The sequence below is a fragment of the Micromonospora sp. WMMD956 genome (assembly GCF_029626125.1).
Taxonomy (GTDB): Bacteria; Actinomycetota; Actinomycetes; order Mycobacteriales; family Micromonosporaceae; genus Micromonospora; species Micromonospora carbonacea.
Genome location: NZ_JARUBI010000005.1, coordinates 1,950,879 through 1,972,562, shown reverse-complemented (window position 1 = coordinate 1,972,562; position 21,684 = coordinate 1,950,879). Strand labels below are relative to the sequence as shown.

Genomic DNA, 21,684 nt, shown 5'->3' with positions numbered 1-21,684 from the left:
GGCTGCCGCGATGTCAATAGAGCGCTCCCGGCGCGGAAAGGAAGGGCCCCCTGTTAACGCATTCGGTAGGGCAGGGGCCCCTTCTTAACAACGCACGGCGCGCGCGAACCGCCGGGCGAGCGGGGCGGCGGGCACGACGACGCGTGGCCCCCGGCAACGCCGGGGGCCACGTCAGGCGGGAAAGGGGGCGGTCAGCCGGTGCGCAGGCCGTCGAGGAGGGCGCGGTCGCCCCGGACCCCGAGGGTGTCGAAGCTGACCCGGCCCATCAACGCCAGCAGCAGGTCGCTCGCCGTGCCGGTGACCTCGACCCGGGCGTGGTGGTCGTCGTGGTCGAGGATGGTGTCGGTGTCCAGCAGCGCCACGCCCTCGCCGCGCAGCCGCAGGTACCAGTCCTGGCCCGCGTCGGGCGCGGCCAGGTGCACCACCCCGCGCCACTGGCCGGTGGCCTTGCGCCGGCCCGCCGGCAGCCAGGTGTCGAGCACCTCGCTCACCCCGTCGGCCGCGAGCTTGGCCTCGATCGGCTCACCGGCGGCGATGGCGAGCTGGGCGTCCCAGCGGTGCACCGACGTCTCGTGCGCCATCCGGCGCGGCCAGAAGCCGGCCTTCTTCGGCTGCGGCGCCCAGTTCCACGTCGGGGTCTCCGGGTCAAGCCCGTCGAAGGTCGCCATCAGCCGGTCGTACGCCTGCTGCCAGAACCCCAGCGCGGACGCCCCGGCGGGCGGCGCGGCCGGGACGCTCGGCCGCTCGGGCCGGGTGGTGCCCCCGGTCGTCACGATGGTGTTCACCCAGGTGTAGACCTCGCCGAGGTGCGTGGTCAGGTCGGTGATCGTCCAGCCGGGGCAGGAGAGCACGGGTGTCTCGGGGGGAGCCTCCGCCACGGCGGCGGCGAACGCGGGACCCTCGGTCCGCAGCGCGCCGATCCAGAAGTCCTTCGTGCCGTGCAGTCTGCTCATCACGATCCTCCCGGGCGACCGCGCCACCAAGTGGGTGCCGCGGCTCCCTCTCAGCCTAGGGTGAAAGGCGTGTCAGACGTTAGTGCCCACCCGGCCACCGAAACCCGCGCCGCCGACCCGACCAGGTTGGCGGGCTACACCACACTGTGCCTCGGTGGCCCGGCCGGACGGATCGAGACCGCTGCCAGCGCCGAGGAGATCGTACAAAAGGTGCAGCAGGCCCGCCGGCGGGACGATGAGGTCCTGATCCTCGCCGGCGGCAGCAACGTGGTCGTCGGCGACGCCGGATTCCCCGGCACGGTCGTGCTGGTGCGGTCCCGGGGGCTGCGGGTCGTCGCCGAGGACGCCGACACCGTCACCGTACGGGTCGAGGCCGGCGAGCCGTGGGACGACCTCGTCGCCGCCACCGTCGCCAACGGCTGGTCCGGGCTGGAGTGCCTCTCCGGCATCCCCGGCTCGGCCGGCGCCACCCCGATCCAGAACGTCGGCGCGTACGGCCAGGAGGTCGCCGAGACGATCACCGGCGTGCAGGTGTACGACCGCGTGCAGGAGAGCCTGGGCCGGGTCGAGGCGGCCGACTGCGGCTTCGCGTACCGGTCGAGCATCTTCAAGTACAGCGAGCGCTGGGTGGTGCTGTCGGTCGACTTCCGGCTCGCCCGCTCCCCGCTGTCCGGCCCCGTCCGCTATGCCGAGCTGGCCCGGGCGCTGGGCGTCGAGCCGGGCGACGCGGTGCCGCTGGCCGACGCCCGGGCCGCCGTGCTGCGGCTGCGCGCCGGCAAGGGCATGCTGCTCGACGCCGCCGACCCCGACACCCGCTCGGTGGGCTCGTTCTTCACCAACCCGGTGCTCGACGGCGAGGCGTACGAGCTGCTCCGCGGGCGGGCCGCCGACCTCGGCGAGCCGCCGCACTGGCCCGGGGCGGGCGGCACGGTGAAGGTGAGCGCCGCCTGGCTGATCGACAAGGCCGGCTTCGCCAAGGGCCACCCCGGGCCGGAGGGGGTGGCCATCTCCAGCAAGCACACCCTCGCCCTGACCAACCGCAGCGGCACCGCCAGCACCGCCGCGCTGGTCGCCCTGGCCCGCGACATCCGCGACGGCGTGCACGCCCGGTTCGGCGTGCCCCTGCACCCGGAGCCGGTCCTGGTCAACTGCGCCGTGTGACGGCCGGCGAGCGGACGCGCCCACCCGGGTCGTCCGGCGGCAATGGCAGACTCTTCGGAGTGAGCGACGTGGCCGCATCGGCGATGGACGGCGAGCTGGAGAGCCCCAGCCTGGTGGATCTCGCCGTGTCCCGGCTGACCCGGGAGATCCTCAGCGGCAGGAGCGACCCGGGCGAACGCCTGGTGGAGGAGCAGCTGACCCGGCGGCTCGGGATCAGCCGCGCCCCGTTGCGGGAGGCGCTGCGGCTGCTGGCGCAGCAGGGGCTGGTGGAGCACGTGCCCCGGCGGGGCGTCCGGGTCGCCACCCTCTCCGACCGCGACGTGCGGGAGCTGTACGAGCTGCGCGACGTGCTGGAGCGGGTGGCGGTGCACCGGGCCGTCCCGGTGCGCCGGGAGGGTGACCTGGCCGGGCTGCGGGCGGCGCTGGACCAGATGCGCGAGGCGACCCGGGCCGGCGACCGGCTGGCCGTCGCCGAGTCGCACCGGGCGTTCCACGTCGCACTGGTGGCGCTGGCCGGCAACCGGCAGCTCTCCGCCGTGTACGACTCGATCCTGATGAAGTTGCAGCTCTACATGGCGATCAATCTGCGCCGCGAGGCGGAGGTGGCGCAGCCCTCGGACGGGGTGCACCGGCACGAGCGGCTCTTCGCGGCGGTCGCCGGGGAGGACCCGGAGGCGGTGCTCGCGGTGCTGTCGGAGCACGGCGCGCGGTCGTACCTCGACTAGCCGGGGGCGGGCCGGCCCGCGGCCGGCGTCATGCCGTCGTTACCTGTCGCGCCGTTCCCCGTAACAGAACTGTCGACAATCGACTGTATGTCAGAACGGATCGGATCGCTCGCGGAGCTGCGGTCGGCGTACCGCGAGGGCGGCCTCACCCCTGCCGCCCTGGCCGAGCGCGTGCTGGCCGGGCTCGCCGGCCGCGACGGCGCGCCGGTCTGGATCAGCACCGTCCCGGCCGACCGCCTGCGGGCCCAGGCCGCCGCGCTGGGCCGCGACGGCGACCCCGCGCGGCTCCCGCTGTACGGCATCCCGTTCGCGGTCAAGGACAACATCGACGTCGCCGGCATGGTCACCACCGCCGGCTGCCCCGACTTCGGGTACCCGGCCGACGCCGACGCGCCCGTGGTGCGGCGGCTGCTCGACGCCGGCGCGCTGCTGGTCGGCAAGACCAACCTCGACCAGTTCGCCACCGGCCTGACCGGGGCCCGCTCGCCGTACGGCAGCTGCGAGAGCGTCTTCGGCGGCGGCCTCGTCTCCGGCGGCTCCAGCTCCGGCTCGGCGGTCGCGGTCGCCAGCGGCCAGGTCTGCTTCGCCCTGGGCACGGACACCGCCGGCTCCGGCCGGGTGCCGGCGGCGCTCAACGGCATCGTCGGGGTCAAGCCCACCCGGGGCCTGCTCAGCACGGCCGGCGTGGTGCCGGCCTGCCGCTCGCTGGACTGCGTCTCGGTCTTCGCCGCCGACGTGGCGGACGCCGTGGACGTGCTGCACGCCGCTCGCGGCGTCACGGCGGCCGACCCGTGGGGGCGTCCGCTGCCGGCCGAGCGGGTGCCGGCCCGCCCGCCAGGGGCGCTACGCCTCGGGGTGCCCCGCGCAGAAGACCTGGAGTTCTTCGGCGACACCGGCCAGCGGGACCGGTTCGCCGCCGGCGTCGAGCGGCTGCGTGACCTGGTCGGCCATGCCCAGCCGGTGCCGCTGGGCCCCTTCTTCGAGGCGGGGGACCTGCTCTACCAGGGGCCCTGGGTGGCCGAGCGGCTGACCGGGCTGGACGACTTCCTGCGGGAGCGCCCCGAGGCGGTCCTGCCCGTCACCCGGGCGGTGCTGGAGACCGGGCGGCGCTACGACGCGGTCGACGCCTTCCGGGGCCGGCACCGGCTCCGCGAGCTGCGGGCCCGGGTCGACCGCGGGTGGCGGGAGGTCGACGTGCTCGTCGTGCCCACCGTCGGCACCACCTTCACCCTCGCCGAGATCGCCGAGGACCCGATCGGGCGCAACGCCGTGCTCGGCCGCTACACCCAGTTCGCCAACCTGCTCGACCTGGCCTGCGTGACCGTGCCCAACGGGTTCACCGCCGCCGGCCGGCCGGCGAGCCTGACCCTGGTCGGCCCGGCGTTCAGCGACACCACCCTGGCCCGGCTCGCCGCCGCCCTCACCGGCGGGGCCGACGCGGGACCGGCCGACGCGGGACCGGCCGACGCGGGACCGGCCGACGCCGCGCCGCCGGCGACCGCCACCGGGCCGGGATCGGCGGACCTGCTCGTCGCCGTCGTCGGGCGGCACCTGGCCGGCGAGTCCCGCAACGGGGAGCTGACCGACCGGGGAGCCACGCTCGTCGCCGCCACCCGGACCGCGCCCTGCTACCGGCTCTACCGGATGGCCACCCCCGACGGCGAGGGGCTGCCCGGCCTGGTCCGCGTCGAGGCGGCCCGGGGCCACCGCATCGACGTCGAGCTGTGGCGGCTGCCCGCGTCCGCCGTCGGCGGGCTGCTGACCGGCGTCCCCGCCCCGCTCTCGCTGGGCTGGGTCCGGCTGGACGACGGGCGCAGCGTCCTGGGCTTCCTCTGCGAGGCGTACGCCGCCGGGCCGGACGCCGAGGACATCAGCGCCGCCGGGGGCTGGCGGGCGTACCGCAGCGCCGCCCGGCGATGAGCGGCGACGACAACAGGAGGAGGAGAGGATGGCAAGGATCGGGCCGGTAACCGCGAACCCCTACCCGTGGCCGTACGACGGCGCGGTCGACACCACCCGCACCGCGTTGCTCTGCATCGACTGGCAGACCGACTTCTGCGGGCCGGGCGGCTACGTCGACGCGATGGGCTACGACATCAGCCTCACCCGGTCCGGCCTGCCGGCCACCGCCCGGCTGCTGGCCCACGCCCGGTCGCTCGGGATGCTCGTCGTGCACACCCGCGAGGGGCACGACCCCGACCTGTCGGACCTGCCGCCGAACAAGCGCTGGCGCTCGGCGCGGATCGGCGCCGAGATCGGCGGAGCCGGCCCGTGCGGCCGGATCCTGGTCCGGGGCGAACCGGGCTGGGAGATCGTGCCCGAGGTCGCCCCGGCGCCCGGCGAGGTGGTCGTCGACAAGCCCGGCAAGGGCGCGTTCTACGCCACCAACCTCGACCTGGTGCTGCGCACCCGCGGCATCACGCACCTCATCCTCACCGGCATCACCACCGACGTCTGCGTGCACACCACGATGCGCGAGGCGAACGACCGGGGGTACGAGTGCCTGATCCTCGCCGACTGCACCGGCGCGACGGACAAGGGCAACCACGAGGCGGCGCTGCACATGGTCACCATGCAGGGCGGCGTCTTCGGCTGCGTCGCCACGTCCGACGACGTCATCGCCGCGACGGCGGGGTGAGGCGCGAGATGCCGACCGTCGCCGTCGCCCGGCCCACCCCGTACACCTTCGACACCGCGACCACGGCGCTGCTGGTCATCGACATGCAGCGCGACTTCCTGGAGCCCGGCGGGTTCGGCGAGAGCCTGGGCAACGACGTCGGCCAGTTGCGCCGCACCATCGCGCCGCTGGCCGCGCTGCTGGCCGGCGTCCGCGCCGCGGGCCTGACCGTCGTGCACACCCGCGAGGGGCACCTGCCCGACCTGTCCGACTGCCCGCCGGCCAAGCTCCACCGGGGCGCGCCGAGCAAGCGGATCGGCGACCCGGGCCCCAACGGCCGCATCCTCGTGCGGGGCGAGTACGGCCACGACATCGTCGACGAACTCGCGCCGCTGCCCGGCGAGCCGGTCGTCGACAAGCCCGGCAAGGGCGCGTTCTACGCCACCGGGCTGGAGGCCCTGCTCGCCCAGCGGGGCGTCCGCAGCCTCCTGGTCACCGGAGTCACCACCGAGGTGTGCGTGCACACCACCGTCCGGGAGGCCAACGACCGCGGGTACGAGTGCCTCGTGCTCGCCGACTGCGTCGGGTCCTACTTTCCCGAGTTCCAGCGGGTCGGGCTCGACATGATCGCCGCCCAGGGCGGGATCTTCGGGTGGGTCGCCGAGTCCACCGAGGTGCTCGCCGTGCTGCCCAGCACCACCATGTCGCAACCCTCCTCCTGAATCGGGAGCAGCCATGGTCACCCCCAAACCCCCCGCCGCCCCGCTCCCGTTCTGGGTGCGCGGCGACACCAACGCGTTCTTCGGTTTCGGCGTCAACGTCCTGGTCAACGTGCTCACCCTGACCGGGCTGTGCCTGGCCGTGGTGAAGCTCCCCGAGGGGGAGGTGTTCGGCACGATCCTGCCGGCGCTGGGCATCGCGCTGGTCGCCGGCAACATCTACTACACCTTCCTGGCGCGCCGGCTGGCCCGGAGGGAGAACCGGTCCGACGTGACCGCCCTGCCGTACGGGCCGAGCGTGCCGCACATGTTCATCGTCGTCTTCGTCATCATGCTCCCGATCTACCTGCGCACGCAGGACCCGGTGCGGGCCTGGGAGGCGGGGCTGGCGTGGGCCTTCATCATCGGCGTGATCGTGCTGATCGGCGCGTTCGTCGGCCCCTACATCCGCCGGTACGCGCCCCGGGCCGCCCTGCTGGGCACCCTCGCCGGGATCTCCATCACCTTCATCTCGATGAACCCGGCCGGGCAGATGTGGCGGATGGCCTGGATCGCGCTGCCCGTCTTCGCACTGCTGTTGATCGGCCTGCTCACCGACGTCAGGCTGCCGTTCAACTTCCCGATCGGGCTCGCCGCGCTGCTGGTCGGCACGGCGCTGGGCTGGGCCGGCGGCGCGATGTCGGTGCCGGACGTCACGGCCGCCGCCCGGGACATCGCGTTCGCCGTGCCCTCGGTCAGGCTCGACCTGCTCCGCGCCGGCCTGGCCGACATGGCGCCGCTGCTGGCGACGGCGATCCCGCTGGGGGTCTACAACTTCACCGAGGGCATGTCCAACGTGGAGAGCGCGGCGACCGCCGGCGACAACTACAACCTGCGCAGCGTCCTGCTCGCCGACGGCGCGGGCGCGGTGATCGGCGCGGCCCTCGGCTCGCCGTTCCCGCCCGCGGTCTACGTCGGGCACCCGGGCTGGAAGGCGGCCGGCGGCCGGAGCGGCTACTCGATGGCGACCGGCATCGTGATCGCGGTCCTCTGCTTCCTCGGCATGTTCGGCCTGCTGGCGACGATCTTCCCGACGGCGGCGATCGTGCCGATCCTGCTCTACATCGGGCTGCTGATCGGCGCGCAGGCGTTCCAGGCGACGCCCCGGGCGCACGCCGCCGCCGTGGTCGCCGCGCTGATCCCGAACATCGCGGCCTGGGCCACCAGCCAGATCGACAACACGCTGGCGGCGGCCGGCACCACCGCCGCCGAGGTCGGCGACGAGGCCCTGGCCGGCGCGGGCGTGGTCTACGACGGCCTGCTCGTGCTCGGCCAGGGGGCGATCCTCGCCGGCCTGGTGCTCGGCGCGGTGGTGGTCTTCGTCATCGACAAGCGGTTCGTCCGGGCGGCGATCTTCGCCGGGTCCGGCGCGGTGCTCTCGTTCGTCGGGCTCATCCACGGCGAGCGGATCGAGTGGAACGCGAACGGTCCCGTGGCGCTCGGCTACCTCCTCGTCGCGGCGGTCTGCGGGATCTTCGCGCTGGGCAGGCCCGCGCCCCGGGTCCCCGAGCCGGAGGAGATCGAACTCGACCGCCTGCACGGCGAGGCCGCCCCCGCGCCCGCCGCCAGCGAGCCGACCGCCCCCGAAACCGCCGCTGCCGAGCCGACCGTCGCCGAGCCCGCCGGCGGCGGGCAGCGGGAGCGCGCGGTGAGCGGCTGAGGCCGCCGGCCCGGTCGGGGCGGCGGCACCGGCCGCCCGACCGGGCCCGCGTACGCCCGGCCCGTCGTGCGAGAAAGGATGCCCGTGGAGATCGACCGGACCGACGTGGTCGCCGAGGTGGCGGCGGCCTTCGCCGGCTACGAACAGGCGCTGGTCGACGGCGACGCCGACCGGATCTGCGGCTACTTCTGGGACGCCGACCGGACCGTGCGGTTCGGCATCGACGACCACCAGCACGGGCTCGACGCGCAGCGCGCCTGGCGCGCCGCCCAGCCGCCGCTGCCGCCCGGCCGCCGCCTCGTCGACACGGTGATCACCACCTTCGGCGCCGACCTCGCGGTGGTCACCACCCGGTTCGGGTACGCCGACGCCGCCGCCCGGGGCCGGCAGACCCAGACCTGGGTCCGCCTGCCCGTCGGCTGGCGCATCGTCACCGCCCACGTCTCCGAGCCCACCACCGGCGGCCCGGCCCCGCCCGGGGAGCCGCGCTGAGCCGCCCGCACCGGGCTCAGGCGGTGGACCCGGCGGGGGCGACGGCGGACCAGTCGACGGTCAGCTCGCCGTGCCGCCAGCGGCGGGGCCCGTCGACGACCGGCCAGCCGCCGTCGCGGACCGCCGTCACCGCCCGCAGCCACCGCTGCCGGGGCCCGAAGGCCGCGTACGCGGCGGCGGAGCGCCACGCGTCGTCCAGGTCCCGCAGCAGGCCGTGGATCGCCTCGCCCGGCACGTTGCGGTGGATCAGCGCCTTCGGCAGCCGCTCGGCCAGCTCGGCGGGGCTGCCCAGCGTGGTCAGCTTCGCCGCCAGGGTGAGCGTGCGGGGCCCGGCGGAGTCGATCAGCAGCCAGCCGCCGAGCCGGCCCAGCTCGTCGCAGGTGCCCTCGACCAGCAGCCCGCCCGGGGCCAGCCGCCCGGTGACGGCCCGCCAGGCGGCGGCGACCTCGGCCTCGTCGTACTGCCGCAGCACGTTGCACGCCCGGACCAGGGCGGGCCGCAGCCCGGCCAGCTCGAACCCGCCCCGGGCGAAGGTGAGCCGGGGCGCGTCGGCGGCCGGCTGGGCGGCGGCGACGCGTGCCGGATCGATCTCCAGCCCGACCACCCGCACGTCGGCGCGGACCCCGGCGGCCAGCCGGGCGCGCAGCTCCACGGCGGTGACCGGGGTCGCGCCGTAGCCGAGGTCGACCACCAGCGGGTCCGCCGCGTCCCGCAACCGGTCGCCGCACGTCTCGACGATCCAGTTGTCGACCCGGCGCAACCGGTTGGGATTGGTCGTGCCCCGGGTGACGACCCCCTGCGGCCGCGCCGCCGCCTCCGCCCGTGACCGGGGCACCATCAGCCCGCCCGGTGCACCTTGTGCTGCGCGGCCTGGGCCAGCGGGCGGACCACGAGCCGGTCGACGTTGACGTGCTGCGGGCGGGTCGCGCACCAGGCGACGCAGTCGGCGACGTCCTCGGCGACCAGCGGCTCGGCCACCCCGGCGTAGACCGCCTCGGCCCGGTCGGCGTCGCCGCCGAAGCGGACCAGGGAGAACTCGTCGGTCCGTACCATCCCCGGGTCGATCTCGATCACCCGGACGGGCCGGCCGCACAGCTCCAGCCGCAGCGTGCCAGCGACCGCCGTCTGCGCGTGCTTCGCGGCGCTGTAGCCGCCCCCGCCCTCGTAGACGACGTGGCCGGCGGTCGAGGAGACGATCACGATCGTGCCGGCCCCGGACGCCTCCAGCGCGGGCAGCAGCGCCTGGGTGACGCGCAGGGTGCCGAGCACGTTCACGTCGTACATCCACTGCCAGTCGCCCACCGACCCGGACTCCACCGGGTCGAGCCCGCGCGCGCCGCCCGCGTTGTTGACCAGCAGGGTGACCGGGCCGGGGGCCGCCGCCGCCGCGGCGGCGAGGCCGGCCACCGACTCGGCGGACGTGACGTCGCACCCGACGGCGGCGGCCGACCCGCCGGCCGCCCCGATCTCCGCGACGAGCGCGGCCAGCCGGTCGGTGCGCCGCGCGGCGGCCAGCACGTGGAACCCCTCGGCGGCCAGCCGGCGGGCCGTGGCCGCGCCGATCCCGCTGGACGCCCCGGTGACGATCGCGACAGAGGTCATCGGGCCATTCTCACCCCGGGGCGACGGCGCGCGCGCCGCCGGTCGGCTCCCGCGTCGATGAGGTCCGTCACGCCCGGGGACAGCCGGTACGCATTTCCGGTTCCCGATGGGGAAGATGACACGCGGCGCGCAGGTTGACCGAGGAGCGCCGGTCGTGCGGGACGGCATCAACCGTGACAGAGGGAGCGGACGTGGCGGAACAGCACACCGGCGTGGGTCGTCAGCGAGGTGCCCGGCCGTGGCCGCGCCCCCGGCGCATCGCCACCCTGTCGGTGCACACCTCACCCCTGCACCAGCCCGGCACGGGCGACGCGGGCGGCATGAACGTCTACATCCTGGAGGTCGCCCGCCGGCTGGCCGAGGCCGACGTCGAGGTGGAGATCTTCACCCGGGCCACCTCCGGCGATCTGCCGCCGGTGGTCGAGATGTCCCCGGGAGTGCACGTGCGGCACGTCACCGCCGGCCCCCTGGAGGGGCTGACCAAGGAGGAGCTGCCAGGCCAGCTCTGCGCGTTCACGGCCGGGGTGCTGCGCGCCGAGGCGGCCCGCCCACCGGGCCACTACGACCTGATCCACTCGCACTACTGGCTCTCCGGGCAGGTCGGCTGGCTGGCCCGGGAGCGCTGGGGGGTGCCGCTGGTGCACACCGCGCACACCCTGGCCAAGGTGAAGAACGACCGGCTCGCCGCCGGGGACCGCCCCGAGCCGAAGGCCCGGGTCATCGGCGAGGAGCAGGTCGTCGCCGAGGCCGACCGGCTGGTCGCGAACACCCGGGTGGAGGCCCGCGACCTGCTCGACCGGTACGACGCCGACCCGTCCCGGGTCACCGTGGTCGAGCCCGGCGTCGACCTGGACCGGTTCCGGCCCGCCGCCGGGGACCGGCACGCGGCCATGCTCGCCGCCCGCCGCCGGCTCGGCCTGCCCACCACGGGGTACGTGGTCGCCTTCGTCGGCCGGATCCAGCCGCTGAAGGCCCCCGACGTGCTGATCCGCGCCGCCGCCGCCCTGCGCGACCGGGACCCGCGCCTCGCCGACGAGCTGACCGTGGTGATCGTCGGCGGCCCCAGCGGCAGCGGGCTGGACCGGCCCACCGCCCTGATCGAGCTGGCCGCCTCGCTCGGGATCGCCGACCGGGTGCGCTTCCTGCCGCCGTGCACGGGCGACGACCTGCCGGCCGTGTACCGGGCCGCCGACCTGGTCGCCGTGCCGTCGCACAACGAGTCGTTCGGGCTGGTCGCCCTGGAGGCGCAGGCGTGCGGCACGCCCGTGCTGGCGGCCGCCGTGGGCGGCCTGGTGACCGCCGTCCGGGACCAGGCCAGCGGGGTGCTCGTCGACAGCCACGACCCGGTCGACTGGGCCCGCACATTGGCGGGGCTGCTGCCAGACCGGGCGCGGCGGGCGACGCTGGGGCGGGGCGCCGAGCAGCACGCCCGCAACTTCTCCTGGGACCGCACCGTCGGCAACCTGCTCGCCGTCTACGGCGAGACGATCGCCGAGCACCGGGAGCGGCTCAGCCGGCTCGCGGTCGACCCGGCGCTCTCCTGCGCCTGGTGAGCAAGGAAGGGCCCCCTGTTAACGCATCCGGTAGAGAAGGGCACCCTTCTCACCACGCCACCGCCCACCACCCGCTGCCGGCCGTGCTCGGCGGCGGGTGGTGGGCCGCGGCCGTAGAGTGGGGCGGATGAGCGCGAGGAGCCAGGTGGCCGCCCTGATCGAGTCGTTCTGCGCCGAGCGGGAGCTGGCGGTCGAGTCCACCGGCGAGGCGTCGTACGCGGTGACCCTGCCCGGCACCCACAAGCTCAAGACGATCTGCAACCTCGTCGTCGGCGAGCACGCGCTGCGGATCGAGGCGTTCGTGATGCGCCAGCCGGACGAGCGGCGCGAGGAGCTGTGGGCCTGGCTGTTGCAGCGCAACGCGCGGATGTACGCCGTGTCGTTCTCCATCGACGCGGTCGGCGACGTCTACCTGACCGGCCGGGTGAACCTGGCGGGGGTCGACGGGGACGAGCTGGACCGGCTGCTCGGCAGCGTGCTGACGTACGCAGACGAGTCGTTCGACACGATGCTGGAGATCGGCTTCGGCGCCGCCATCCGGCGGGAGTGGGAGTGGCGGGTCAAGCGCGGCGAGTCCACGGCCAACCTGGCCGCGTTCGCGCACCTCTTCGAGCCGTCGTCCGCCGGCGGGGCCCCGGCGGGGGGTTCGGAGCCGTCCTGACGGGTATGCCGCACCGCGCGGTGCGGCACTGGGATCGACCGCGCGCCGAGGACGGACTGTCGAGGAGCGGGAGCATCCCATGGCTCAGCGGAACAGCTCAGGTCGCGGCGGGACTGCGACCAGGACGAGGCGGCAGGCGGGCAACCAGACCCCGAACACCCCGACGATCTCCGAGTCGGAGATCTCCCGGATGCGGGTGGACGACATCCGCGCCCAGCTTCGCCGTCGGGGCGTCGCCGGGATCTCCGTGCTGCGCAAGCCGGAGCTGGTGAAGACCCTGGCCCGTACCCTGCGGGCCGAGGGCCGGGGCGCGGCGCGGCGCAGCACCGGGCCCGCGGGCCGCGCCAGCGCCACGAGGACCAGGACCACCGGGGGTACGCGCACCGCGGCCGGCGCCCGCACGAGGGCGACGCCGGCCCGGGCGAAGGCCACCCCGGCCCCGACGAGGGCGAAGGCGGCCCCGGGCCGGGCGAAGGCGGCCCCGTCCCCGGCGCGGGCGGCCCAGGGCCGGGCGCGGGCGACGGCGTCCCCGACGCGGACGACGGCCCAGGGCCGGGCGCGGGCGACGGCGACCCCGACGCGGGCGGCCAAGGCGGCCTCGGCCTCGGCTTCGGCCCGGCGGACCGCCTCGGCTTCGGCCCGGCGGACCGCCCCGGCGAGAAAGGCCGCCCCAGCGAGGAAGGCCGCCCCGGTGCGGGCCGGCCAGGGCGCGGCCCGACGGTCGCCGATCCGGACCGGCCGGTCGTCGTCCCGGTCGGCGCGGTCCTCGCAGCCGATCACCTCGCTCCAGGACCGGCCGGAGCGTCCCGGGCGCAGCCTGGTCACCACCAACCACGACGTGATCCGGCGCTGGGCGCGGGAGCGCAACGCCCGGCCGGCCACGATCGCGGGCACGGAGCGCAACGGCCGGGCCGGCGTGCTGACGTTCAACCTGCCCGGCTACCGGGAGAGCAGCCGGATGCGGGAGATCACCTGGGACGAGTGGTTCCGGACCTTCGACGGCCGCCGGCTGAACCTGATCTACCAGGAGCAGCTGCGGGACGGGCGGCCGAGCAACTTCTTCCGCACGGAGTCACCCGATCGTGAGGACGGCTGAGGGTTTGCGGTGCCGGCGCACGGGTAGTCCGCGGTGCCGGCGATGACCCGGCGAGCAGGGGCCGTTCCGGACGGTGACCCTGTGACCGGCGAGACAGCCGTTCCGGGTTGAATCCGTAACCAGGGGAAACTAGCTTTATTGCACGCGCCGCGCTCGGAACCGTTCGGGGGAGCGGTGGATCGATCAGATCCGCGCACGAGCGCAGGCGCAGGGACGGGTGGATCCCGCCGTTGGGGGACGGCGCCACCCGTTGGAACCGGCGGCGCGAGCGGGCGACGCTTACGGGGGTGAGTGTCGCCCGCCGCCGCCGGCACGATGCGGGCGCCCATCACGGCCACTGGTCGAGGTGGGCGCTTTGCGTCGCCCGGGAGCGCCCCGGCTCCCGTACCCCCGGATCCCGGACGGCCTCAGTGCGCGGCGGACGTCAACGGTCCGCGCTGGGCCGGCGTGGGCCCGGCCGGCGGGCGCAGCGCGGCGGCCCGCCGCTCCCGGGCCGGCCCGGAGGCCAGGTGGGCGACCGCCACCACGACGCCGACCGCCGCGCAGCCCAGCCAGAGCGCCGCGTTGCCGGCCTGCTGCCGGACCAGGCCGCCGACGATCGGCGCGCTGGCCCCGGCGACCTGCCAGGACAGCGAGAAGACGCCCTGGTAGCGGCCGCGCAGGTCGGCGGGGGAGAGCTCCGCGATCAGGGTGGAGTTCGACGGCGAGTTGAGCATCTCGCCGAGGGTCCAGACGAGCACGGTGAGGGCGTAGAACCAGGCGGCGTCGGCGAACGCGGTCAGCCCGAACCCGACGCCCATCACCACGGCGGCGAGGGCGAGCACGTGCGAGCGGCTGCGCCCACGGATCAGCCGGGGCACGAAGAGCTGCCCGGCCACGATGAGCACCCCGTTGAGCGCGATCACCACGCCGTACGTGGAGGGGCTCAGGCCGTCGTCGCCCATGGCGATCGGCAGCATCGAGATGTGCTGGAGGAAGACCAGCGCGCCGAGCAGGTTGAGCGCCACGAAGCCCAGGTAGATCCGGTCGCCGAGGATGGTGCGCAGCGCTCCCCGGGGGCGGGCGGCCCCGGCGGGGAGCACGACGGCGCGGGCCGGGGCCCGGGTCTCGGTCACCTTCACGAAGATGATCACGGCGGTAGCCAGCGTGGTCGCCGCGTCGATCACGAACAGCAGCAGGTAGCTGGCCTCGGCGGCCAGGCCGGCGAGGATCGCCGCGCAGGCGAAGCCGAGGTTGATCGCCCAGTAGTTGAGCGAGAACGCGCGCAGCCGGTCCCGCTCCGGCACCACGTCGATCATCATCGCGCCGAACGCCGGCCGGGCCGCCTCGGCGAACAGCCCGAGCAGGAGCGCGCCGCCGGCCACCGCCCAGAGCTGCTGGGCGAAGCCGAGGACGAGCATCATGCCCGCTGCGCCGAGGTGGGCGGTGAGCAGCGTCGGCCGCCGGCCCCACCGGTCGGCGAGCGTCCCGCCCAGCGTCGTGCCGACCGCGCCGCCGACGCCCCAGAGGCCGAGCACGAGGCCGGCGGCCAACTCGTCGAAGCCGCGTTCCTGGGTGAGGTAGATGGCCAGGAAGACCAGGACGAACGAGCCCAGGCGGTTGATCAGGGTGCCCGTCCACAGGTACCAGAAGGTCCTCGGCAGCCCGCCCGCGGTGTCCCGCACCCAGCCCCGCACCGTCCGCACGCCCGCCCCCGCTTTCTGTAATGACCGATGTATCGAAAGCGCCTTACAACCTAGTCCCGGGGCCGAAGGTGGGTCACCGGCTTTTCCACGTGGTGGTCGTCACCGCAGGTCCCCGCGTGTGCATCGACGGAGTACGGCAGGATGATCGGCATGACTGCGAGCGAAGGGCCCACCGTCGGGACGCTGGTCCTGCTGCGGCACGGCGAGAGCGACTGGAACGCGAAGAACCTCTTCACCGGGTGGGTCGACGTCGACCTGACCGCCAAGGGCGAGGCGGAGGCGCGCCGCGGCGGTGAGCTGCTGCGCGAGCACGACCTGCTGCCGGACGTCGTGCACACCAGCGTGATGCGCCGGGCGATCCGCACCGCCGAGCTGGCGCTGAACGCCGCCGACCGGCACTGGATCGCGGTGCGCCGGTCGTGGCGGCTCAACGAGCGCCACTACGGCGCCCTCCAGGGCAAGAACAAGAAGCAGACCCTCGACGAGTACGGCGAGGAGCAGTTCATGCTCTGGCGTCGCTCGTACGACACCCCGCCGCCGCCGATCGCCGACGACGACGAGTGGTCGCAGGTGGGCGACCCCCGGTACGCGCTGCTGCCGGGCGAGCTGATGCCGCGCACCGAGTGCCTCAAGGACGTCGTCGAGCGGATGCTGCCGTACTGGTACGACTCGATCGTGCCGGACATCCTGGCGGGCCGGACCGTGCTGGTGGCCGCGCACGGCAACTCGCTGCGCGCGCTGGTCAAGCACCTCGACCAGATCAGCGACGAGGCGATCGCGAAGCTGAACATCCCGACCGGCATCCCGCTGCGCTACGACCTGGACCCGCAGCTGCGTCCGCAGGTCCTCGGCGGGACGTACCTCGACCCGGCCGCCGCCAAGGAGGCCGCCGCCGCGGTCGCCAACCAGGGCCGCTGAACTGCAAGGAGGGGCCCCTTGTTATCGCTTTCGCGATAACAAGGGGCCCCTCCTAACGCCCGGGGCGCTCACTCCGCCGCGGCGGCGGGCTCCCCGGTGATCAGGTAGACGACGTGCTCGCCGGCGTTGACCGCGTGGTCGGCGAACCGCTCGTAGAACCGGCCGAGCAGGGTGGCGTCGATCGCCGTCTCCACCCCGTACGGCCAGTCGTCGCCGAGCAGCACCTCGAAGAGGCTCTTGTGCAGGTCGTCCATGGCATCGTCGTCGCGGTCCAGCTCGGCGGCGAGGTCGGCGTCGGGCTTGGCCAGCACCGAGCCGATCTTCTCGGCCATCCGGTCGGCGATAGACGCCATGTCGACGAAGACCGGCCGCAGCTCCGCCGGCACGGCCGGCGACGGGTGCCGGCGCAGCGCGGTCTTCGCCACGTGGTCGGCCAGGTCGCCCATCCGCTCCAGGTCGGCGGCCACGTGCAGGGCGGTGATCATGGCCCGCAGGTCGGAGGCCACGGGGGCCTGCCGGGCCAGCAGGTCGCAGACCCGCTCCTCGACGTGCCGGTAGAGCTCGTCGATCTCGGCGTCCCGCTCGATCACGTTTTCGGCGGCCTGGCGGTCGGCGGTGAGCAGGGCGCGGGTGGCCTGGCGCATGGCCGCGCGGATGGCCTCGGCCATGTCCACCAGCAGCTGGCTGACAATCTGGAGGTCGGCCCGGAACTCGTCGCGCATCATCACGTCCTGTGGTCGGTGGTCGCCGGCCCGAGGGGGTACGGGCGTCGGCGCTGGTCGGGCAGGGTGCGCGACAACCGTAGGCCGGGGGAGATGACCGGAGGTGAACGCTGGTGAACGACGCGGGACCGACGGGTGAACATCGCCGGAAGCGAGGGCGTTTCATCCTGTTTGTGGCGATGCCCAGATGAACAATGACCCTACGATCGCCGGGTGGAGTGGGCGGTGACGGCGGCGGCGGTCGTGACACTGGTGGCCGGGCTGGCCATCGGGTCGCTGCTGCCCCGGCTCGTCCGGTCGTGGCGTCGCCGCGGCCCGGCCGCCGGGAGCGGCGGCCCCGCCCGCCTGTTCCGGACCAGGGGGAGGCCCGTGATGGTCGACGAGCAGCAGACCGGCCTCTCCAGCCTGGGCCGCCGCACGGTGGACTCGCTGCGGGCCGGCGTCGTGGTGCTCGACCCCGACGACGTGCCGGTGCTGGTCAACCCGGCGGCCCGCGCGATGGGGCTGCTGCGCACCGGGGCCACGCCCGGCTCGATCGCCGCGCACCCCCTGATCCGTACCCTCGCGGGTCAGGTGCGGCGCACCGGCGTGCGGCGCGAGATCGAGCTGGACCTGCCGCGTGGCCGCGACGCCTCCGGCCCCGACCCGCTGGGCGTGCACCTGCGGGCGATGGCCATCGGCGGCGGGCACGTGGCCGTGGAGGCGGCCGACGTCACCGAGTCGCACCGGCTGGCCCGGGTCCGCCGGGACTTCGTGGCCAACGTCAGCCACGAGCTGAAGACGCCGATCGGGGCCCTGCAACTGCTCGCCGAGGCGCTGCTCGACGCCACCGAGCCGGCCGGGGCGGCGGCCCCCGACCTCTCCGAGGACCTGGTGGCCGCGCGCCGGTTCGCCGAACGCATCCAGCACGAGTCGACCCGGCTGGGGCGGCTGGTGCAGGAGCTGCTGGAGCTGACCCGGCTCCAGGGCGCGGAGCCGCAGCCGGCCCCGGAGCCGGTCGCCCTGGACTGGGTGATCGCCGAGGTGATCGACCGCACCCGCACCACCGCCGCCGCCCGGCGGATCGAGGTGGCCACCGAGGGCGAGCGCGGCCTGACCGTGTTCGGCAGCGACTCCCAGCTCGCCACCGCCGTGGCGAACCTCGTCGAGAACGGCATCACCTACTCCGGCGAGGACACCACCGTCCGGGTCACCACCCGGGCCGACCACGAGCACGTCACGATCTCCGTCGCCGACCAGGGCATCGGGATCGCGCCGACGGACGTCGAGCGGATCTTCGAACGGTTCTACCGGGCCGACCAGGCCCGCTCCCGGGCCACCGGCGGCACCGGCCTCGGCCTGGCCATCGTCAAACACATCGCCAGCAACCATGGCGGCCGGGTCGAGGTGTCGAGCACCCTTGGTGGTGGGTCGACGTTCACCCTCCGGCTGCCCGCCCGTCCACCGGACGACCTGCTGCCGACACCGCAACCGGATGGGATCGAGGCCGGCCCGGCCGAGCTTCCGGCAGGTCCGACCGCTATGAAAGGAATACCCCGTTGAGCCGCGTTCTGGTGGTCGAGGACGAGGAGTCGTTCTCCGACGCCCTGTCGTACATGCTCCGCAAGGAGGGCTTCGAGGTCTCGGTCGCGGCCACCGGCCCGTCGGCCCTCACCGAGTTCGACCGGACGGGCGCGGACATCGTGCTGCTCGACCTGATGCTGCCCGAGATGTCCGGCACCGAGGTGTGCCGGCAGCTCCGCCAGCGCTCGCACGTGCCGATCATCATGGTCACCGCGCGGGACAGCGAGATCGACAAGGTGGTCGGCCTGGAGATCGGGGCCGACGACTACGTGACGAAGCCGTACTCGCCCCGGGAGCTGGTGGCCCGGATCCGGGCCGTGCTGCGCCGGCAGACCCCCGACGTGGCCGAGTCGGGGGCACCGACCCTGGCGGCCGGGCCGGTGCGGATGGACATCGAACGGCACGTCGTCACCGTGGACGGGGGCACCGTGCAGCTCCCGCTCAAGGAGTTCGAGCTGCTGGAGCTGCTGCTGCGCAACGCCGGCCGGGTGCTGACCCGGGGCCAGCTCATCGACCGGGTCTGGGGCGCCGACTACGTCGGCGACACGAAGACCCTCGACGTGCACGTCAAGCGGCTGCGCTCGAAGATCGAGCCGGAGCCGTCCGCGCCGCGCTTCATCGTCACCGTCCGGGGCCTGGGCTACAAGTTCGAGCCGTGACGGGCCCGATCACCGCCTGACCGCACCCGGTCGGTGCGCTGAGCAATCGCCAGCGTGGTTAGGAAGGGGCCCTTCCTATACAGAAAGCGTTAACAGGGGGCCCTTCCTTACGCGCTGGCCGGGTGGGGGGCGACCTGGCCCTGCCGGAGGCGGGCCGCGCACAGCTCCGCGAGCTTCGCGTACGCCGCCGCGCCGACCAGCGCGGTCAGCTCCGGGCCGTACGAGACGTACATCGGCTCGGTGCCGACGTGCGCGTCCGTCGACGAGGTGCACCACCAGTCGAGGTCGTGCCCGCCCGCGCCCCAGCCCCGCCGGTCGAACTCGGCCAGCGTGGAGACCAGCACCTTCGTGTCGTCGGGCCGCTTGTGCCACTCCTGGTCCCGGCGGATCGGCAACTGCCAGCAGACGTCCGGCTTGTATTCCAGCGGGTGCACCCCGTCGCGCAGGGCCTGTGCGTGCAGCGCGCAGCCGCCCCCGCCGGGGAAGTCTGCGTCGTTGAGGAACACGCACGGGGCGTCGACCGCGCGGGTGGCGGTGCGCCGGGCCGGCGTCTTGCCGTCGACCGTGTCGTTCTCGGTCCAGTTCTTGAACCCGCGCCGGAAGTGCTGCCAGTTGTCCGGGGTGAGCCGCTTGACCGCCGCCCGGACCCGCTTCTCGTCGTCGGCGTCGGTGAAGAACGCGCCGTGCGAGCAGCAGCCGTCGGCGGCCCGGCCGGCGACGATGCCGTGGCAGCCCCGGCCGAACACGCACGTCCAGCGGGACAGCAGCCAGGTCAGGTCGGCGCGGACCACGTGGGTGGCGTCGGCCGGGTCGACGAACTCGATCCACTCCCGGGGGAAGTCCAGCCCCACCTCGCGGCTGCGCGGGTCGTCGGGGTCGTCCACCAGCACCTGGATCTCGATCTGGCTCGTCACCCGGACCAGCGTACGCCCGGTGCCCCGTTCGCACCGGCGAGCCACCGATCCGGGCAGGCCCTAGTGTCTTCGGCATGCGACTGGGAGTGCTCGACGTCGGTTCCAACACGGTGCACCTGCTGGTGGTCGACGCCCACCCCGGCGCGCACCCGTGGCCGGCGCACTCGGAGAAGGTGGTGCTCCGGCTCGCCGAGCAGATCGGCCCGGACGGCGCGCTCACCGAGGCCGGCGCGGACGGGCTGGTCCGGGCGGTCGCCGCGGCCCGCGCCTCGGCCACCCGGCTGGGCAGCGGCGACCTGCTGGCCTTCGCCACCTCCGCCGTGCGCGACGCCACCAACGCGGCCGAGGTGCTGGCGAGGGTGCGCGACGCCACCGGCGTACGGCTGGAGGTGCTCTCCGGCGCGGACGAGGCGCGGATGACGTTCCTCGCGGTCCGGCGGTGGTTCGGCTGGTCGGCGGGCCGGCTGCTCGCCCTGGACATCGGCGGCGGGTCCCTGGAGATCGCCGCCGGCATCGACGAGGACCCGGCCGTCGCCGTCTCCCTGCCGCTCGGCGCGGGCCGGCTCACCCGGGACCGGCTGCGCACCGACCCCGACGGCGCGGAGCCGCCGCCGGCCGGGGCCGTGGCGGACCTGCGGGAGTACGTCGACGGGCTGCTCGACCCGGTGGTGGAGAAGATGGCCGAGGTGGGCTGGGAACGCGCCGTGGCCACCTCGAAGACGTTCCGCACCCTGGCCCGGCTGGCCGGGGCGGCCCCCTCCGGCGCCGGGCTGTGGGCCCGGCGCAGCCTGACCCGGCAGGGGCTGCGGCAGGTCCTCGGCTTCGTCCGGCACATCCCGCCGCGCCACCTGAGCGAGCTGGAGGGGGTGAGCGTCGGCCGGGCGCACCAGTTGCTGGCCGGCGCGGTGGTGGCCGAGGCGGTGATGCGCCGGCTCGACGTGCCCGCGTTGGACATCTGCCCGTGGGCGCTGCGGGAGGGAGTCATCCTGCGCCAGCTCGACCGGTTCACCGAGAGCGCAACCCGCGGCGACCAGGCGTAACGCCCCGGCGGCCCGATGCGGCGCTACGGGCGGTTTGCGATTACTCGTCACGATGCCGCAACGTGGACCGGGCTACGCTGGCAGCTGTGACTTCCCGCGTCCCGGTGCTCCTGTCCACGTCCTCGGTGTTCCCTGAGCGGACCGCGGCGGCGTTCCAGCTGGCCGCGGCACTCGGATACGACGGCATCGAGGTGATGGTCTGGACCGACGCCGTCAGCCAGGACGCCGGCGCGTTGCGCGGCCTCGCCGACCACTACGGCGTGCCGGTGCTCTCCGTCCACGCCCCCTGCCTGCTGGTCACCCAGCGGGTGTGGAGCCCCGACCCGTGGGAGCGGCTGCGCCGCGCCGCCGAGCTGGCCGACACCCTGGAGGCGCCCACCGTCGTGGTGCACCCGCCGTTCACCTGGCAGCGCGACTACGCCCGCACCTTCGCCGCCGGGCTGGACGAGGTCGCCGGGCGGTTCACCGGGCTGACCTTCGCGGTGGAGAACATGTACCCGGTGCGGATGGCCGGCCGGCAGTTCGTCCCGTACGCCCCCGGGTGGGACCCGACCGAGACCGGCTACCCGTCGTACACCCTCGACCTGTCGCACTGCGCGGCCTCGCACACCGACGCCCTGGCCATGGCCGACCGGATGGGCCCGGCCCTCGCCCACGTGCACCTCGGCGACGGCACCGGCGAGGGGCGCGACGAGCACCTGGTGCCTGGGCGCGGCGGCCAGCCCTGCGGCGAGCTGCTGCGGTCCCTGGCCGGGCGCGGCTTCACCGGCTCGGTGGCCGTCGAGGTCACCACGCGGGGCGCGAAGAGCCGCGCCGTCCGCGAGGCCGACCTGCGCGAGTCCCTGGAGTTCGCCCGCGCCAACCTGACCGCGCCGTCCCCCGTCGACGCCTGAGCCGCGCACCCG

General features: G+C 74.8%; 21 protein-coding genes. 15 read left to right on the top strand and 6 right to left on the bottom strand.

Annotated elements, in window-relative coordinates:
• Positions 1-191: 191 nt before the first annotated feature.
• Positions 192-953 (bottom strand): maleylpyruvate isomerase family mycothiol-dependent enzyme, encoded by a 762-nt coding sequence (locus O7628_RS09090; protein ID WP_278129591.1) that lies wholly within the window; start codon positions 951-953, stop codon positions 192-194.
• Positions 954-1,022: 69 nt separating this feature from the next.
• Here O7628_RS09090 and O7628_RS09085 point away from each other — a divergent pair, with 69 nt between their 5' ends.
• From O7628_RS09085 to O7628_RS09055, 7 genes are all read left to right on the top strand, one after another.
• On the top strand, positions 1,023-2,114 hold the full coding sequence (locus O7628_RS09085; RefSeq protein WP_278129589.1) for a UDP-N-acetylmuramate dehydrogenase: 1,092 nt from the start codon (positions 1,023-1,025) through the stop codon (positions 2,112-2,114).
• Positions 2,115-2,173: 59 nt separating this feature from the next.
• Positions 2,174-2,839 carry a GntR family transcriptional regulator gene (locus O7628_RS09080; protein ID WP_278129587.1) on the top strand — a complete coding sequence of 222 codons (666 nt, stop codon included), beginning with the start codon at positions 2,174-2,176 and terminating at the stop codon, positions 2,837-2,839.
• Between the two features lie 87 nt (positions 2,840-2,926).
• On the top strand, positions 2,927-4,759 hold the full coding sequence (gene atzF / locus O7628_RS09075) for an allophanate hydrolase (RefSeq protein WP_278129585.1): 1,833 nt from the start codon (positions 2,927-2,929) through the stop codon (positions 4,757-4,759).
• A gap of 28 nt (positions 4,760-4,787) precedes the next feature.
• On the top strand, positions 4,788-5,477 hold the full coding sequence (locus tag O7628_RS09070; RefSeq protein WP_278129582.1) for an isochorismatase family cysteine hydrolase: 690 nt from the start codon (positions 4,788-4,790) through the stop codon (positions 5,475-5,477).
• Between the two features lie 8 nt (positions 5,478-5,485).
• Positions 5,486-6,178 carry a cysteine hydrolase gene (locus tag O7628_RS09065; protein WP_278129581.1) on the top strand — a complete coding sequence of 231 codons (693 nt, stop codon included), beginning with the start codon at positions 5,486-5,488 and terminating at the stop codon, positions 6,176-6,178.
• A gap of 13 nt (positions 6,179-6,191) precedes the next feature.
• The gene (locus O7628_RS09060; protein WP_278129579.1) at positions 6,192-7,874 is read left to right on the top strand and encodes a regulator; all 1,683 of its coding nucleotides are present in this window, start codon (positions 6,192-6,194) and stop codon (positions 7,872-7,874) included.
• Between the two features lie 84 nt (positions 7,875-7,958).
• On the top strand, positions 7,959-8,366 hold the full coding sequence (locus O7628_RS09055) for an AtzH-like domain-containing protein (protein ID WP_278129577.1): 408 nt from the start codon (positions 7,959-7,961) through the stop codon (positions 8,364-8,366).
• A gap of 16 nt (positions 8,367-8,382) precedes the next feature.
• On the opposite strand, the gene O7628_RS09050 is transcribed toward O7628_RS09055, so the two are convergent.
• A complete protein-coding gene (locus O7628_RS09050; RefSeq protein ID WP_278129576.1) occupies positions 8,383-9,204 on the bottom strand; it encodes a class I SAM-dependent methyltransferase in 822 nt (273 codons plus the stop codon).
• On the bottom strand, positions 9,204-9,968 hold the full coding sequence (locus O7628_RS09045; RefSeq protein WP_074472415.1) for an SDR family NAD(P)-dependent oxidoreductase: 765 nt from the start codon (positions 9,966-9,968) through the stop codon (positions 9,204-9,206). Before O7628_RS09045 ends, O7628_RS09050 begins: the two co-directional genes overlap by 1 nt.
• A gap of 191 nt (positions 9,969-10,159) precedes the next feature.
• Here O7628_RS09045 and mshA point away from each other — a divergent pair, with 191 nt between their 5' ends.
• The 3 genes from mshA (at position 10,160) to O7628_RS32670 (ending at position 13,278) form a co-directional block, all read left to right on the top strand.
• Positions 10,160-11,521, top strand: a complete 1,362-nt coding sequence (mshA, locus tag O7628_RS09040; RefSeq protein ID WP_278129573.1) for a D-inositol-3-phosphate glycosyltransferase — start codon at positions 10,160-10,162, stop codon at positions 11,519-11,521.
• A 127-nt stretch (positions 11,522-11,648) separates the two neighbouring features.
• The gene (locus O7628_RS09035; protein WP_278129571.1) at positions 11,649-12,182 is read left to right on the top strand and encodes a YbjN domain-containing protein; all 534 of its coding nucleotides are present in this window, start codon (positions 11,649-11,651) and stop codon (positions 12,180-12,182) included.
• Positions 12,183-12,372: 190 nt separating this feature from the next.
• The gene (locus O7628_RS32670; protein WP_347405230.1) at positions 12,373-13,278 is read left to right on the top strand and encodes a hypothetical protein; all 906 of its coding nucleotides are present in this window, start codon (positions 12,373-12,375) and stop codon (positions 13,276-13,278) included.
• Between the two features lie 407 nt (positions 13,279-13,685).
• On the opposite strand, the gene O7628_RS09020 is transcribed toward O7628_RS32670, so the two are convergent.
• Positions 13,686-14,963: an MFS transporter gene (locus O7628_RS09020; RefSeq protein WP_278129566.1), complete on the bottom strand. Its 1,278-nt coding sequence runs from the start codon at positions 14,961-14,963 to the stop codon at positions 13,686-13,688.
• Positions 14,964-15,113: 150 nt separating this feature from the next.
• Here O7628_RS09020 and O7628_RS09015 point away from each other — a divergent pair, with 150 nt between their 5' ends.
• A complete protein-coding gene (locus O7628_RS09015; protein ID WP_074472820.1) occupies positions 15,114-15,881 on the top strand; it encodes a phosphoglyceromutase in 768 nt (255 codons plus the stop codon).
• A gap of 68 nt (positions 15,882-15,949) precedes the next feature.
• Here the strand turns inward: O7628_RS09015 and phoU are convergent, their stop codons facing one another.
• Positions 15,950-16,603 carry a phosphate signaling complex protein PhoU gene (gene phoU / locus O7628_RS09010; RefSeq protein ID WP_278129564.1) on the bottom strand — a complete coding sequence of 218 codons (654 nt, stop codon included), beginning with the start codon at positions 16,601-16,603 and terminating at the stop codon, positions 15,950-15,952.
• Between the two features lie 213 nt (positions 16,604-16,816).
• Between phoU and O7628_RS09005 the strand changes: the two genes are divergently transcribed.
• On the top strand, positions 16,817-18,145 hold the full coding sequence (locus O7628_RS09005) for an ATP-binding protein (protein ID WP_278129561.1): 1,329 nt from the start codon (positions 16,817-16,819) through the stop codon (positions 18,143-18,145).
• Positions 18,142-18,825, top strand: a complete 684-nt coding sequence (locus O7628_RS09000) for a response regulator transcription factor (RefSeq protein WP_043965295.1) — start codon at positions 18,142-18,144, stop codon at positions 18,823-18,825. Before O7628_RS09005 ends, O7628_RS09000 begins: the two co-directional genes overlap by 4 nt.
• A 107-nt stretch (positions 18,826-18,932) precedes the next feature.
• On the opposite strand, the gene O7628_RS08995 is transcribed toward O7628_RS09000, so the two are convergent.
• Positions 18,933-19,739 carry a hypothetical protein gene (locus tag O7628_RS08995; protein ID WP_074472822.1) on the bottom strand — a complete coding sequence of 269 codons (807 nt, stop codon included), beginning with the start codon at positions 19,737-19,739 and terminating at the stop codon, positions 18,933-18,935.
• 74 nt (positions 19,740-19,813) lie between these two features.
• On the opposite strand from O7628_RS08995, the gene O7628_RS08990 reads away from it, so the two are divergent.
• Both O7628_RS08990 and O7628_RS08985 read left to right on the top strand, forming a co-directional pair.
• Complete coding sequence (locus O7628_RS08990) at positions 19,814-20,779, top strand: Ppx/GppA phosphatase family protein (protein ID WP_278129538.1); 966 nt, start codon at positions 19,814-19,816, stop codon at positions 20,777-20,779.
• 86 nt (positions 20,780-20,865) lie between these two features.
• On the top strand, positions 20,866-21,672 hold the full coding sequence (locus O7628_RS08985; protein WP_278129536.1) for a sugar phosphate isomerase/epimerase: 807 nt from the start codon (positions 20,866-20,868) through the stop codon (positions 21,670-21,672).
• The last annotated feature ends 12 nt before the right edge of the window (positions 21,673-21,684 follow it).

Excerpts from the sequence above, each read along its gene's own strand:
- O7628_RS09090 (WP_278129591.1), bottom strand. The coding sequence starts at position 953 with ATGAGCAGACTGCACGGCACGAAGGACTTCTGGATCGGCGCGCTGCGG.
- atzF (WP_278129585.1), top strand. The coding sequence starts at position 2,927 with ATGTCAGAACGGATCGGATCGCTCGCGGAGCTGCGGTCGGCGTACCGC.
- O7628_RS09070 (WP_278129582.1), top strand. The coding sequence starts at position 4,788 with ATGGCAAGGATCGGGCCGGTAACCGCGAACCCCTACCCGTGGCCGTAC.
- O7628_RS09065 (WP_278129581.1), top strand. The coding sequence starts at position 5,486 with ATGCCGACCGTCGCCGTCGCCCGGCCCACCCCGTACACCTTCGACACC.
- O7628_RS09060 (WP_278129579.1), top strand. The coding sequence starts at position 6,192 with ATGGTCACCCCCAAACCCCCCGCCGCCCCGCTCCCGTTCTGGGTGCGC.
- O7628_RS09050 (WP_278129576.1), bottom strand. The coding sequence starts at position 9,204 with ATGGTGCCCCGGTCACGGGCGGAGGCGGCGGCGCGGCCGCAGGGGGTC.
- O7628_RS09045 (WP_074472415.1), bottom strand. The coding sequence starts at position 9,968 with ATGACCTCTGTCGCGATCGTCACCGGGGCGTCCAGCGGGATCGGCGCG.
- O7628_RS09035 (WP_278129571.1), top strand. The coding sequence starts at position 11,649 with ATGAGCGCGAGGAGCCAGGTGGCCGCCCTGATCGAGTCGTTCTGCGCC.
- O7628_RS32670 (WP_347405230.1), top strand. The coding sequence starts at position 12,373 with ATGCGGGTGGACGACATCCGCGCCCAGCTTCGCCGTCGGGGCGTCGCC.
- O7628_RS09015 (WP_074472820.1), top strand. The coding sequence starts at position 15,114 with ATGACTGCGAGCGAAGGGCCCACCGTCGGGACGCTGGTCCTGCTGCGG.
- phoU (WP_278129564.1), bottom strand. The coding sequence starts at position 16,603 with ATGCGCGACGAGTTCCGGGCCGACCTCCAGATTGTCAGCCAGCTGCTG.
- O7628_RS08990 (WP_278129538.1), top strand. The coding sequence starts at position 19,814 with ATGCGACTGGGAGTGCTCGACGTCGGTTCCAACACGGTGCACCTGCTG.